Source organism: Rhizobium acaciae, from assembly GCF_025941625.1.
GTDB lineage: Bacteria > Pseudomonadota > Alphaproteobacteria > Rhizobiales > Rhizobiaceae > Rhizobium > Rhizobium acaciae.
The window spans coordinates 243,500-257,175 of the sequence record NZ_JAPCZO010000002.1 but is presented as its reverse complement, the minus strand read 5'-3'; the positions used below and the strand labels follow the sequence as shown (position 1 = coordinate 257,175).

The following is a 13,676-nucleotide window of genomic DNA, read 5'->3' as shown; positions in this document are numbered from 1 at the left end:
CGGATTCTTCCAGGCTCCAAATAATTTGTAACCCTCCCTCAAGCAAGACAGGCGAAACCATCCCAATTTCGCCAGTCAGTGCTATTCTCATCTTCAACACAGTGTGAGATGTTCGAAGAGGAGGTTTTTCAATGCCGAACCGCAAAGCCATCCTGGCTGCAGCCACCTTTCTTTCGTTCTTTTCGGTGGTTCCCGCCGTCGAGGCGCAGAACGAACGCACATTGACCGAAGCGCCGGCGCAGACCGGGCCCGTCACCATCACCTTCGATCGCGCTGAAGCCAAATACGCCATCGGCGAAGTTGTCGGCCTCTTCATCCAGTCGACCGAGAACGCCTATGTCACGGTGCTGAACGTCTCGCCGAACGGGGCGGTCGTGAAGCTTTTCCCGAACAAGTACCAGACCGACGCCCTTGTCGGGGCCGGAAAGCGCGTGCAGGTGCCGGATCCGGCAAGCGGCGCCAAGCTGCAGGTTTCAGGCCCGGTCGGCCAGGAGCAGATCAAAGTCTTCTATTCCTCCAAGCCGCTCAACATCTTCGCCGATCTCGGCGGCAGCGGCGGTGGCATGTTCCGCTCGATCGACGGCGGCATGGATGCCGTTTCCCGCAGTCTTGAAGAAGCCCGCAGCCTAGGCACCAAGATCAGCAGCAAGACGCTGATGCTGACGACGGTCGATAGTCCGGCTGCCATCCCGCCCGTCGCGGCCGCCCCCGCGAAACCGGTCGAGCAGGCTGCAAAGCCGCCCGTTGCACCGAAACCTGCGGCCGCGCCGAAGCCGAAGGTAACGAAACAGGAAGTCGCCAAGAAGCCGGAAACGCTGGTGGAAAAACCGAAGCCGGCGGCCCCGAAAAAGGTCGCGCCGAAGCCTGTCGAGCAGGCAACCCAGCAGCCGCCGAAGAAATACAAGATCGTCACCAACCTGGCGCCCGGCCAGGAGCTAGCCGCCGACGAACTGGAGCTGATCGGTCCGGCCGACACCACCTCATCCACCCGGCCGACCCAATATAAGCAGCCGACGCAGTACAAGCAGCCGAGCCAGTCTTCGCAGACGAAGATGCCGAAACTGCCGATGCCGCAGATCAAGATGCCGCAGTTCAAGCTTCCCGGCGGCTTCAGCATCAAGATGCCGCAGCTAAACCTCGGCCGTTCGGCCAAACCTGGCCAGGCCGGGGAAGAGATCGAGGTAGCGAACGCCGATACGCCTGTTTGCACCGCCCTTCTCGACAAGCTGAATACCGCCGTCGCCGCCAAGGATATCAGCGCTGCCGCGGCTGAGGCCGATGCGATCGCCGTCAGCGCCGATTGCGGCCAGTTCCAGGTGAACGCCCAGCGCCGCGTCGCCGCCCTCAGGCTTTCCGCGGCCCAGGAGATGATGGCCGCCAACCAGCCGGTCGCCGATTACGAGCCGCTGCTTGTCGCCGCCGACAGCCCGCAAGTGCTCTGGCAGGCCTCCGCCACACTTGGCGAGATCTATTTCTCCGCACGCCGCTTCGCCGATGCCGCCGCCGATTACCAGCAGGCGATCGAGATCATCAAGAACGAGACCCGCACGCCGAAGGCACCGCCCGCCGAGACGATCTCCGACCTCATCCAGCGCGCCGCCCAGGCCCGCATCCTTGCCGCCAACCCGACCAGCGACAATCCTGAAGGCAGCTTCGTGCCGGCCGAGAAGGATCACCGCAGCGGCGTGCTCGGCGGCATCTATTCGGAGAATGTGCGCGGCATCGTGCCGGTCTCCATTCCGGTTCCGATCACCTTCGACTTCAACAAGTCGAGCTTCACCTCGATCGGCACCGAAGCCGCTGAGGAGCTGCTGGAGGCGCTGAAGGAACAGAAGCCCGGCCGCATCATCCTCGTCGGCCATACCGACCGGCGCGGCGGCGACGACTATAATCAGAAGCTTTCCGAACGCCGTGCCCAGGCCGTCGCCGACTTCCTGAAGAGCAACGGCCTCGACGCGACAATCGACGCCGAAGGCCGCGGAGCATCCGAACCGGTGGACGTCACGGCAACCGCAAACCTCACCGAAGACGATGTCGATGCGCTGAACCGCCGCGTCGAATGGCGCCGCGAATAGGCCGGACGAGGGGGAACTGGCCATGACCGCATTCGTTTCCATGGCCGCAGCACTTGCCCTCCTCACCATGGCGGCCACCGACAGCCTGGCAAGGGTGATCGAGGCGCCCGAGCGTGGTGCGGTCAGGGCCGTGCTGATTGGCATCGACCTCTACCGCAATGTTCCGCCGCTGCACGGCGCCGTCGCCGACGCAGACGACCTTTCGCTTTCGCTGCGCTCGGTCGGCGTCGAGGACATGACGCTCTTGAAGAATGGCGCTGCCGACCGCGAGGGCATCTTCCATGCGATCGAGGCCGTGACTGAACGGGCAGGGCCTGGCGACCTGATCGTGCTCGGCATCGCCGGTCATGGGTCGAGCGAGCCGGAACGCGTCAAGGGTTCCAAACCGAGCGGCCGCGACGAGGTCTATATCCTTGCAGGCTTCGACACCCGGCTGCCGGGATCGCGCGAGCGCATCTTCGGCGACGAATTCAAGACGCTGATCCGCAAGCTCGAGACCAGGGGCGCCGATGTCGTCTTCATCGCCGATACCTGCCATGCCGGCGGCATGACCCGCGACGTCGATCCGCGCGGCGCCGAGATCACCTGGCGTCAGGCGCCTTCCTATGCGATCGAGGAGGACGATCTCGCGCCGATTTCGACCACGGCGGATGCGCTGTCCACCGGCTTCGATTTCAAGCGGCTGACCTTTCTCGCCGCCGTTGACGAAAACACCAAGTCGCCAGAGATATCAATTCCCGGCATTCCGCAGAAACGCGGCGCGCTGAGCTATGCCACCGCCCGCGCTTTTGAGGGGGCTGCGGACCGGAACGGCGACGGCGCCGTCAGCCGCCGTGAACTGTTCGAATATGTGCGCCAGGCGGTCTATCAGTTCACCAACCAGCGGCAGAACATCTTTACCGAAAGCCCGCCCGGAACCGATCTCGATCGCGCGGTCGTCTATCATTACGAAGGGGCGGGGGCCCAGGCGGCGGCGGAGAAATCAAACACTCCGCTGCTCGCCGAGCCCGCGCCGATCAGCATTGCCGCCCTCGGCTCCGAGCCGGTGCTGCAGGGGATCGACCCCGCCGTCACGCCGTTCAAGCTGGCGGAGGGTGCTGATGCCGAGCTCGTCTTCGATCCCGAAAAACACGAGGCGATTGCCGGCGGCGATGTCGTCGCCTCCGGCGTCGGCGCCGGCGACATGCCTTTCGTCGTCGACCGGATGGCCGCGCTCGATGCGCTGAAGCGGCTCTCCGAGACCAACCCGCAGACCGTGCGCGTGACGCCTTCCGACACCGTCCATCGCGAAGGTGAGCGCGTCGGCGTCACGGTTTCGGATCTATCGGGCCGCAAGCTCGTGCTCTTCGACGTCACCGGCGATGGAACCGTACAGTTCCTCTATCCGGGCGAAAAGGAGGTCGATGCCGAGATGTCTCAGACCTTCGATCTCGATCTTTCCGTCGTCGCACCTTTCGGCACGGACCTGCTTGTCGCCGTCACCTCTGAAACCCCGATGCCCGAACTTATTGAATTCCTGAAGCAGAACGACAGGCGCCGCACCGCCGGCAATATCGCCAAGCGCCTCGGCGAATTCCTGCCGGAGGGCGCGCGCGTCGGATTTACGGTCCTCTATACCTCCGCCGGAGCCAAGCTATGAGTACGTCGATCAGCAGGGTCCTCAATATTGCGTCCGTCATGCTGCTTCTGGCTACTCCCGTGGTGGCGCAGCAGGATACCGATTTTGCCGGCGAGGATGGCGGGCGTGTCATCGGCGGCCAGACCGCCAAGAAGGGCGAATGGCCCTGGCAGGTGAAGATCCTGGCGCCCGACCCCGAACAGCGCGGCCGCTTCGGCGGCCATTGCGGCGGTTCGCTGATCTCGCCGCGCTGGATATTGACGGCCGCCCACTGCGTCACCAGCGGCCGCTCCGGCAAGCAGGATCTCTTCGCCCGCGACCTGCTGATCGTCGAGGGCAAGTCGAAGATCGACAAGGTGATCGCGGTCGACGGCCCCGACAAGCCGGGCCTTGCCGTGGACGAGGTGATCATCCACGAGGATTTCGACCGCAAGGTCTTCGCCAACGACATCGCCCTCATCAAGCTGAGCGAGCCGGCCAAATCGAAGCCGGCGATCCTTGCCTCGGCCTCCGATGACGAGGTGGAGGCCGCCGGCCACCCGGCCGTCGTCACCGGCTGGGGTTACACCAAGGCCGATCACGGCTGGGACGACAAATACCTGCCGACCGAGCTGCAGGAAGTGGAACTGCCGATCGTGCCGCGCGAGGACTGCCGCGCCGCCTACCGCGACAGCTCGATGCGCATGAACCCGATCGACGAGCGCAATGTCTGCGCCGGTTATGCCGAGGGTGGCAGGGATGCCTGCCAGGGCGACAGCGGCGGGCCGCTGGTCGCCCAGCGTCCCGACAAGCGCTGGATCCAGCTCGGCATCGTCAGCTGGGGCGCCGGCTGCGCCGAGGCCGAACATTACGGCGTCTATACCCGTGTCGCCGCCTTCCGCGACTGGATCGCCGTAAAGACCGACGGCGACGTGCCAAACGTTGAAGGACCTGCTGCAGACGATCAGGTCGCCTCCACCACGACCAGTGGCGGGACGAAGCAGAGGAAGTCCGGACAGGAAGAGGCCAATCTCGCCATCACCACCCCGCCCGCCGGCGATACTGCGCCAGCCGCCACGACCGAAACGCCCGACGCGCCCGCCGGCAATACCCCGCCGGCTGACAAGCCCGTCGGTGACGAGCCCGCCGTGCAGCCACCGGTCGTCCAGACGCCGGTGATCGAAAGCTCGCCCGGCGACCGCGCGCTGCTGATCGGCATCGACGATTACGAGATGCGCGAGGCGAAACTGACCGGCTCCGCCAGCGATGTGAAGGCGATGCAGGTCTTCCTCGCCAAAACGCTCGCCTACCGCCCGGAGCAGATCCACACGCTGACCAACCGCAAGGCGACCCGCGAGGCGATCCTTGCCGAAATCGATGACTGGCTGGTGCGCCAATCGACGCCCGGAAGCCGGGTCTTCCTTTATTTCAGCGGCCAGGGCTCGGAAGAAATGGGTGCGGAGGCGACGACCAGCCCGACGCTGGTGGCAGCCGATGCCAAGCTGGTGCGCGAGGGCGGCAAGGTGACGGTCACCAACCAGATCCGCGAAACAGAGATCGCCGCACGGCTGAACAGTCTCAAGGACCGCCGCGTGACGCTGCTGATCGATGCCTGCCATGTCGGGCCCGGCAGCCGCAGCGCGGTGGCCGCACCCTCCGGCACAGTGCGTTGCCTCGGCCCGGCGCTGGCAGCGCTCGAACCGCCGAACAAGTCTGGCAAGGAAGCGAAATTCTCCTTCGGCGGCGAAAACGCCATGGTCTGGTCGGCCGTCAACGCGGGGCAGTGGGCGCTCATCGACCGCGAGGCCAAGCCGGCGCTTGGCGTCTTCACCCGCCACTTCATCGAAGGCGTGCAGGTTGGCGTGGCGCGCGCGGCCGACAAGCCGAATGTCAGCAATGCCGCTTTGCTCGATTATGTCCGGCGCAAATCCGACGAATATTGCCGGACACATGCGGGAGACTGCCGCTTCACGCCGGTGCCGCAATTTTATGGCCAGCCGGATGCGCTCGGCCGGGATGTCATTACGGGCGAGGAGGCGAAGACGCCGCTCGCCGCTGTCGAGAACACGCTGAAAAGCGACAATGAGGCTGGCGTCGCCGTCGACGTGCTGCCCGGCACCGCCGTCAGCATCGGCGACAAGGTGGCGATGCGCGTCTCCACCAAGAAGTCCGGTTACCTGATCCTGGTCGATATCGACGCCTCCGGCAAGCTGACGCAGCTTTACCCGAACAAGCGCTCGATGGGCCTGAAGCCGACAGCCAAAAGCGGCGACAACCGGCTCGATCCGGCCCGGCCGGTCGTCGTGCCCGATGCGCGCAATCCCTATACCGGCTTCGAATATGTGGTGGAAGGGCCGGCCGGTGTCGGCATGGTCGTTGCCATCCTCAGCGACAAGCCGATCGAAGTGCTCGACCTCCCCGATGTGCCGACGCCGCTCGTCGGCCAGCGCGCCGCCTTCAACTATGTCTACGATCTCGCCCGAAGCCTCAGGATCGTCGGCGACGACGAGAACGGCGCCCAAGGCAAATGGTCGTTCGATTCCAAATTCTATCGCATCCGCTGAACAGGAGCGAACCATGCCGAAACCCACTCTGCTGGCGGGTCTTGCCGCTTCCCTGATCACGCTTGCCCCAGCTCATGCCGGCAACGCCGGCGACAGCAAGGCGATGCTTGCCGCACAAGCAGGGCTTGCGGCCGAACTGATCGACCGTACGCTGACAAAGAAGGGTGCTGCCAATATCATGGTATCGCCGGCAAGCCTTGCCGCAGCGCTCGGTCTGGCAAGCCTCGGCGCCTCCGACCAAGGCAAAGCCTCGATCGCCAGGGGTCTCGGCTTCGGTGGCGAGGTGAAGGGACCGGAGGCGGCGCTTGACGCAATGACCCCCGAGAAGCCGGCAGCGGCAGATGCGCCTTTGACGACGGCGGTCGCGATCGTCTTCGACGACAAGCTGGTGCTCGTTCCCGATGCGCTCTCCATGCTCGCCGGCCACCGGATCAAGCCCTCGATCGAGGATCTCGACGGACCGAAATCGGTCGAGCACATCAACGGCTGGGTCAAACAGGCAACGCGGGGCGCCATTCCGGTCATCCTGGACGCCCCCCCCGGCGGCGGCTTCGTCAGTCTCGGCGCGCTCTCCTTCAAGGCACGCTGGAAGACGTCCTTCGATAGGGAAACCCCGGCAAGCCCCTTTCAGCGGCCGGATGGATCGACGATTTCGGTGCCGATGATGCATCTTGCCGGCGATGGCCAGAAATTCCGCTTCGACGAGAAATTCACCGCCGTCGACCTTGCCTATGCCGGCGAGAGCTACAGCATGGTCGTGGTGGCGGCGCGCTCCGGCAAGGGGGTGGGTGGCTCGGACCTGAAGGCGCTCGCTTCCTGGCTGCAAGGGGAAAAATTCGAAGCCGCCAAGGGCGAAATCTTCCTGCCCCGCTTTTCCCTGAACGACGGGCGTGATTTGATGCCGATACTCAATGCGATGGGCGTGGCGCCCGAGAAGGCCAAGGATGCGGGTTTCCCGGGGTTCACCAAGGAAAACATCAGCTTGTCGCGCGTCCTTCAGAAGACGATGATCAAGGTTGACGAAAACGGCACGGAGGCGGCGGCAGCCACGGCGGTTATCACGGAACGCAGCATCGATCCGAAGCTTATTCGCGTCGTGGCCGATGCCCGTTTTGCCTTCGCGCTTCGCGATACCAAGACCGGCCTGCTGCTGGCTGCCGGTCTGATCGGCGATCCGCTTCTGGCAGGCGAATAGAATTCGGTTTTCATGAATGCAATGAATGCAGGGGGACAAGTGCATGAGAAGTGATCTGATCGCCCGCTATACGATCGGCGAGCCGGTCTATGAGAACGAGTTCATCGTCTATCCTGCCCAGGACAAGCGGATGGACCATTCGGTGTTCATCGTCGCGCCCGATATGGCGCTGAAACTGGACAAAGCTCGGTTCGAGCGGGTCTGGACGTCCATCAACGAGGCCAAATCGCTGACGGCGCGGCGCTTCGTCGAGATCGAGGACCTCATTCCGCCGTCGCCGGAAGACGACAATTTCTACATCGTCGAGAAGCGGCCGTCGAAAACGCTGCACCAGTATCTCGACGAGACGGAAATGGTGGCTTACGAGCGCGCCGTCGAGATCGGCCGCCACATCCTCGAGGGGCTGGCGACGCTGCACGGTGCGGGTTACGCCCACAATGCCCTGACGGACCAGTGCATCTACGTCTCCGAGGACTATTCCGGCCTGTCGGTCCGGATCGGCAACCTGCACCTGATTTCGAAGATCGGCGAGCACATCATCCCGCCCTATGTGCCGGAATTCGGCGCACCGGAGATCTATGCCAGCGGCACCTTCTCCGCATCGGCGGCTCTCGACATCTACGCCATGGGCATGATCGCCTACAAGCTTTTCCTGCCACGGCAGACCTATGCCAGCGTCTTCGACAGCGTCATGGTCTGGGAAGACGAACACCAGCGCGAGCAGAGCTGGAAGAACATCCATCTCGATCCTTCCAATATCTTTCCCCGCCTCGACGTGTTGATCCCGGGCTTTCCGGAGGGTCTTGCAAGCCTTGTGGAAAGAATGCTGAGCCGCGACCCGAGCGCGCGACCGCGCACGGGCGCCGACGCGCTGGGCGAATTTGCTCGCGTGACGACAGGCATCCAGCCAATGTCGTGGGATCCGCGCGGCGGCATGCCGCCGCAGCAGGACACCCCGAAGCCGAAGAAGTGGACGCCTGTCAAAATCTCCATGATCGCAGCTCTGCTCTTGATCTGCATCGGCGTCGGTGCCTTCACCATCCCGAAGTTGCTCCGCCCGGATCCGAAACTCGTCGCCGATGTCGGCGTGTGGAAGAAGGAGGCCGAAAGCCGCAAGCAGAAGGCAATCGCCGCCAAGGCGCCGGAGCGCCCGGCCAGCGACCAGGCAAAGCTCTCCTACGACACCGGCGCCGCGGCGCTGACATCGGCCGATGCGCTGCTCAAGGACGAAGATTACGAAAAGGCTCTTCCGGGCTTCCAGACGGCAGCCATCAATCTCGGCAATGCGCTGATCGGCATATCGAAGGAGAATGCCGAGAAGGCGAAGGCTGCCGCTTCGGCCGCAGGTGGCGACAAGGCGCCAGGTTTTGCCGAGGCCGACGCCAAGATGAAGACTGCTGCCGACGCCGCCACCGCCAAGCAGATGCATGCTGCCGTCGACGCCTATGACGCGTCGAAAACGACGTTCGACGATCTCGCCAAGGCGCTCACCGCGCTGGCGGCGGCCGAAAAGGACGCGGCGGCAAAACGCGAAACGGTCAATCGCATCGGCGCCGGCGATAGCCCCGATGTCGCCAAGGCGAGCGGGCTGATGACCGAGGCCAAGGCCAAGGCCGAGCAATGGCAGATGCCGGCCGCGACGTCAGGCTATGGCGACGCCGCCAAACTGTTCGACGCCGTCATCGCCGACGTCATGGCGGCGAAGGATGAGGCGACGGCGCTGAAGCAGAAAGTTACCGATCTCAGCGCCTCGATCGCGACCCGCGCCGGTGCTGCCGATCCGACGCTTGCCGCACTCGCCCCGAAGATCGGCGAGGCTGACGGCCGCTACACCGCCGAGGCCTATAAGCTGGCGATCGTTGCCTACCAGCCGATCCTTGCCGATCTCGAGGCGCTGTCGGCGCGCGGCTTCTGCCCGGTTTCGCAGACGCTTGCCTTCGAGACCGTGCCGGCGGGCAGTTATTCGCTTGACAATGTCCGGCTGATGACCTCGTCGATGCAGGAGCTCGGCGGCATGCTCGGCGTTGCCAATGGCGCCGTGAAGATCGACAAGTCCTTCTGCATGCAGACGAAGGCCGTCACACGGGCGGAGATGGCGGAATATTACACCGCCAATTCCGATCCCGCCGCAGCCCAGGCCTATGCCGACAATCCTGAGCAGCCGGCCGACGACGTGCCGCTTGCCGTGGCGCAGAACTATACGGCTTGGCTGTCGAAGCAGCTGAACGCGCCCGTCCACCTGCCGTCGGCGACGGAATGGATGGCAAGTGCGGCAAAGATCACGCCGGAAAAACTGCCCGATAACGGCGATATCATCCTGCAATGGAGCGCCACCCCCTGCGAAGCCGGCGGCAATGTCGCCTTCATGGCGCAGGAAGGCTCGACCTTCGTCGTCTGCTCCGACGCGTCGGCCGGCGGCATCTTCCGCGTCACCGCCGAATTGCGGTGAGCGCGGCGAAAAATGGGACCGAATAGGGAAGTGTGAGCGCCGTTTCTGCTTCATTCGGCAGCTCGCGCTCAAGCCGCATCATTCAACAAATTTCAATTCCAAATTACAAAATACGCGCGTATATTGAACTGGGGACTGCAGTATCCGTGCCTTGAGGGGTCGAGGACAATGTGCTGGAACACATCATCAGCATTCACGCCGGTTGGGTTTGCTTTGCGAGGCCCGGCATCTCGCAAGATCGTATGGACGCTGGGCGACGCGGCGCGTCTCCTGATCAACGATTGGCCTTGTGATGACGGCGAGGAATATGTGGCTGCCGTGAAAGCCTGCGTCGACGCGTTGAGCGGCAAAATTGCCCCGGAACAATTCCGGGAAGCGCTTCTGCGTGCGGCCGATGAGGCGGGTATCGCTGCTCTATCGCTCGTCCGGCAGGGGGTTGGAGAGCGACGACCGGACCTTCCCTCAAGCGCGCAAAGATAGCACGTATTTCGGGGGGCTACTCGCCTCTCGACGTCACTTTTGCGCCCCAGCCGCGGACATTAGTCCCAAAGCTAGAAAAGCACAAAATGCAGGATGATGAGGCCGGTCCTAGTTTGTCCCTTGGTCTTTTCAGACTCAGTGGCCTCTTCGCCTGTGTCGTTATCGTCATATATATTTTCTGGGAAATGTTCAGCCAAAGCGCAGCCCTTATTCGGTTTTCGATGACAGCAAAAAATTTCCCTTATGCTGAGAGATGTGATGCTAGCGGCAATCCGATTACTACAGGAGAACCCAATTGCGTCGACCTTGGCCGCTATCAGGTCGTCTACGGCCCTGTCATCAAGGTCTTCCGCAGGGCCTGTTCCGGGAGTGACGGAGCCCCCGAGACGCTCATACTAGACAAGGCGTCGAGGATCGAAATCAGCTTAGTGGAAAAGTCGTTGAGTTTTCGAGCTCGCAATGGAGTGAGCGTACATTGTATTCCACCTAATCTCAGCCCCGAGCGAAGTAACTAAACTCCTCACCAACGACCGCTTCGGGCCGAACTCCGCCATGGCTCAGATGCACCAAAAGGCAAATCCCCCGGCGAAGTCGGCTGCCATAGGCTTGCGGGCGGTGGAGTTCCGGGCAGCCAGCAGAGTCAACCAGTCGCCCGCCCCGGTCAAAGTGGGAGCCGCATCGCGGCCCCCGCGATACAGCACCGTTTCACGATCCGGGTGATGCGTATCGAGAGGCTGGTTCTCATTTTCGCCGGCTACCGACCAGAGCGCGTGGCCGGTAAAAATTTTCCCATTCGATCAAGCATTTCGCTTGATTGCCAAACGGCACACTCGGTGTCGCGGAGACCAGGGCTCGGTGACGCAACCTCAAAAGGGTGAACATTATGGACAGACTTTTCTATATTGGCGTGTCGGCCGCTCTCTTTGCGGCCTTTGCCTTTTCGCTCAACTTCGTGGTGCCCTTCATCATCGGTGACTATTCCACCTTTGATTTTGCTCTCATCCGTCACGTCGTCTCGGCACTCGTCGGGCTTTGCATCCTGTTTTCCGAGAAGGGTGTCATGCGCCACCTCACGCTTCGAAACTGCCTGCAAGCCATCTGGCTCGCCTTCGTCGGCTATGTCGGCTACTTCCTGACAGTGACGGGAGCGGCCCTCTTTGCCGGCCCAGTCATCGCTCCGGCCTTCCTCGGGCTGGTACCAATCGTATTGATGGTCATTGGCAATCAGGGTCAGGCATCATTGCCATGGCGATCCCTCATGGTGCCTCTGGCACTGGTGCTGGTCGGCCTTGTTCTCGTCAATGGCACAGCATTCACGGCCGAAGGACTGGACTCTGTGCAATCATTGTGGATTGGCGTGCCGCTGGCGCTTGCTGCCGTGGGCCTTTGGGTCTGGTTCGCACTTTCCAATCAGGCAGCACTCGCCGTACGGCCGGACATGCCCTCCGGCGTGTGGTCGGCGCTGATACTGGTTGGCGGCGGCGTCTTGATGCTGGCCTTCTATCCCATCGGTGCCGCGATGGACCTCTTCCGGCTTCCGACATTGGGATTCGGCTGGAGCGCTGCCGGCAACCTCTATGTCTGGGGCACAACTCTCGCGCTACTGGCCACCGTGGGCGGCGTCTGGGCCTGGAGTATTGCGTCAAGGACCCTGCCGGTTGCCCTGGCCGCGCAATTGATCGTCTCCGAGATTGTCTTCGGCGTGATTGGCGGACTTGTCGTGCATGCGCGCTGGCCAACGCCGATCGAAGTCGCCGGGGTCGTTGTCCTGATCGCCGGCGACGTTCTGTCGGTTCGGGTTTTCTATGATCGCCAATTTGCATCGGGAAAGGCAGCGCTTGCGAACGAGTGACCCCAAAGGCTTGCGTGCGGTGGAGTTGCAGCAGCCAGTAAAGTCAACCGGCCACCCGCCCGGTCAGCACGGGAGCCGCGTGCCGGCTCCCTGTTCAATACCATGGCGGCGGCGTCCCGCAGTTCGAGCCTTCGACGCTGCGGGTCGCCTCTTAGGCTTCAGATTTCAGCCTGCCACCGACCGCCCAGGAATCCTTGGCGATCTCCGTTATCAGGATTTCCAGCGACTCGGGCGGGCACGCCAGGGTTTCGACGGCGGCCTTGGTTGCTTCGCGCGCGAAGGCGCGTTTCTGATCGTCGGTGCGGCCGGGATGCATCTGCAGGTGAAGAATGGGCATGGTGTCTCCTTGGTCAGGTTGGTGGTGTCCGTCGTCTTGGCGCGGGCATGACGACCATGTTGTAAATTCCTTGGTTGATAAATAAGCTCCCGGTATCGTCATTCAAAACCAACAGGTAGGCAATTATGGACAAGCTGGCCGGCATGGCGATGTTCGTCAGGGTCATCGACAATGGCAGTTTCGCGGCGGCCGCGGAGATCGCGCAAGTGTCGCCTGCCATGGTTGCCAAGCACATCAAGACGATTGAGACCCGGCTCGGGGCGAAGCTGATCCATCGCACCACGCGGCGCCATCAGCTGACAGAGGTAGGCCAGCTCTATTACGAGCGCTGCAAGCGCGCGCTTTCCGAAGTGGCGCTGGCCGAGGCTTCGGCAAACGAGCTGCAATCGGCGCCGCGCGGCCGCCTTCGGTTGGTGGCACCCGTCAGCTTCGGCACGCAAGTCCTGGTGCCGACGCTGATCGATTACCAGAACGCCTATCCCGACGTCAGCATCGAGCTGTCGCTCGATAACAGTGTCCATGATCTCGTTGGCGAGGGGTTCGAGCTCGGCATCCACATCGGTCCGCTCGCCGACAGCAGCCTCGTCGCCCGCCCGCTGACGCCCTACCGGCGGATTCTCGCTGCCTCCCCGGACTATCTTGCCCGCCATGGCCGGCCGACCTCGCCGGAGGCTCTGACGAACCATCTCTGCCTCGGCCACTCCTATTGGCGCATGCAGGATCGCTGGCACCTGGTCGGACCTGGAGGCGAAATGCGCGATGTATTGATTTCCGGAAAATTCTCGACCAACCAGGGGGCGGCGCTACGCATGGCCGCGCTCAGCGGCGCGGGAATTGCGCTTCAGCCGGAACCTCTGCTCGCCGCCGATATCGCCGAAGGACGGCTTGAGCAGGTGCTGCCGGAATGGTCCTACAAGCCTGTACCGATGTACCTCGTCTATGCGCCGAACCGTCGGCCGACGGCGATGTTGCGGACGGTGATCGATTTCCTGGTGGACCGGTTTGGCTGACAACGCGCGGTCGTGGCCGACGGCCGCTATACCGCGGAGGCCTATAAGCTCGCCATCGTCGCCTACCCGCCGATCTTTGCCGATCTCGAGGCGCTGTCGGCGCGTGGATTCTTCATG

The 13,676-nt window shown here is 63.1% G+C and carries 9 protein-coding genes; 8 read left to right on the top strand and 1 reads right to left on the bottom strand.

What is annotated here, in order from left to right; all coding sequences use genetic code 11:
* Window positions 1-131 precede the first annotated feature (131 nt).
* The 7 genes from OLZ32_RS04970 to OLZ32_RS04940 all read left to right on the top strand — a co-directional run bounded on the left by OLZ32_RS04970 (window position 132) and on the right by OLZ32_RS04940 (window position 12,212).
* Window positions 132-2,075 (top strand): DUF4384 domain-containing protein, encoded by a 1,944-nt coding sequence (locus tag OLZ32_RS04970; RefSeq protein ID WP_264419848.1) that lies wholly within the window; start codon window positions 132-134, stop codon window positions 2,073-2,075.
* Window positions 2,076-2,097: 22 nt separating this feature from the next.
* Complete coding sequence (locus tag OLZ32_RS04965) at window positions 2,098-3,714, top strand: caspase family protein (RefSeq protein ID WP_264419846.1); 1,617 nt, start codon at window positions 2,098-2,100, stop codon at window positions 3,712-3,714.
* Window positions 3,711-6,236 carry a trypsin-like serine protease gene (locus tag OLZ32_RS04960; RefSeq protein ID WP_264419844.1) on the top strand — a complete coding sequence of 842 codons (2,526 nt, stop codon included), beginning with the start codon at window positions 3,711-3,713 and terminating at the stop codon, window positions 6,234-6,236. The genes OLZ32_RS04965 and OLZ32_RS04960 overlap by 4 nt, the downstream gene beginning before the upstream one ends.
* 13 nt (window positions 6,237-6,249) lie before the next feature.
* Window positions 6,250-7,431: a serpin family protein gene (locus OLZ32_RS04955; RefSeq protein ID WP_264419842.1), complete on the top strand. Its 1,182-nt coding sequence runs from the start codon at window positions 6,250-6,252 to the stop codon at window positions 7,429-7,431.
* A gap of 43 nt (window positions 7,432-7,474) precedes the next feature.
* A complete protein-coding gene (locus tag OLZ32_RS04950; RefSeq protein WP_264419840.1) occupies window positions 7,475-9,880 on the top strand; it encodes a protein kinase domain-containing protein in 2,406 nt (801 codons plus the stop codon).
* A gap of 168 nt (window positions 9,881-10,048) precedes the next feature.
* Entirely contained in the window at window positions 10,049-10,360 is a 312-nt protein-coding gene (locus OLZ32_RS04945; RefSeq protein WP_011655309.1) for a DUF982 domain-containing protein, read from the top strand.
* 883 nt (window positions 10,361-11,243) lie between these two features.
* A complete protein-coding gene (locus OLZ32_RS04940) occupies window positions 11,244-12,212 on the top strand; it encodes a DMT family transporter (protein WP_264419837.1) in 969 nt (322 codons plus the stop codon).
* 151 nt (window positions 12,213-12,363) lie between these two features.
* Here the strand turns inward: OLZ32_RS04940 and OLZ32_RS39335 are convergent, their stop codons facing one another.
* Window positions 12,364-12,549: a 4-oxalocrotonate tautomerase gene (locus OLZ32_RS39335; RefSeq protein WP_097616603.1), complete on the bottom strand. Its 186-nt coding sequence runs from the start codon at window positions 12,547-12,549 to the stop codon at window positions 12,364-12,366.
* A gap of 125 nt (window positions 12,550-12,674) precedes the next feature.
* Between OLZ32_RS39335 and OLZ32_RS04930 the strand changes: the two genes are divergently transcribed.
* Complete coding sequence (locus tag OLZ32_RS04930; protein WP_264419832.1) at window positions 12,675-13,559, top strand: LysR family transcriptional regulator; 885 nt, start codon at window positions 12,675-12,677, stop codon at window positions 13,557-13,559.
* Window positions 13,560-13,676: the final 117 nt, after the last annotated feature.

What these genes read in the sequence shown, in the direction of transcription:
- OLZ32_RS04965 (WP_264419846.1), top strand. Translation starts at nt 2,098, where the DNA reads ATGACCGCATTCGTTTCCATGGCCGCAGCACTTGCCCTCCTCACCATG.
- OLZ32_RS04950 (WP_264419840.1), top strand. Translation starts at nt 7,475, where the DNA reads ATGAGAAGTGATCTGATCGCCCGCTATACGATCGGCGAGCCGGTCTAT.
- OLZ32_RS04955 (WP_264419842.1), top strand. Translation starts at nt 6,250, where the DNA reads ATGCCGAAACCCACTCTGCTGGCGGGTCTTGCCGCTTCCCTGATCACG.
- OLZ32_RS04960 (WP_264419844.1), top strand. Translation starts at nt 3,711, where the DNA reads ATGAGTACGTCGATCAGCAGGGTCCTCAATATTGCGTCCGTCATGCTG.
- OLZ32_RS39335 (WP_097616603.1), bottom strand. Translation starts at nt 12,549, where the DNA reads ATGCCCATTCTTCACCTGCAGATGCATCCCGGCCGCACCGACGATCAG.
- OLZ32_RS04970 (WP_264419848.1), top strand. Translation starts at nt 132, where the DNA reads ATGCCGAACCGCAAAGCCATCCTGGCTGCAGCCACCTTTCTTTCGTTC.
- OLZ32_RS04930 (WP_264419832.1), top strand. Translation starts at nt 12,675, where the DNA reads ATGGACAAGCTGGCCGGCATGGCGATGTTCGTCAGGGTCATCGACAAT.
- OLZ32_RS04945 (WP_011655309.1), top strand. Translation starts at nt 10,049, where the DNA reads ATGTGCTGGAACACATCATCAGCATTCACGCCGGTTGGGTTTGCTTTG.
- OLZ32_RS04940 (WP_264419837.1), top strand. Translation starts at nt 11,244, where the DNA reads ATGGACAGACTTTTCTATATTGGCGTGTCGGCCGCTCTCTTTGCGGCC.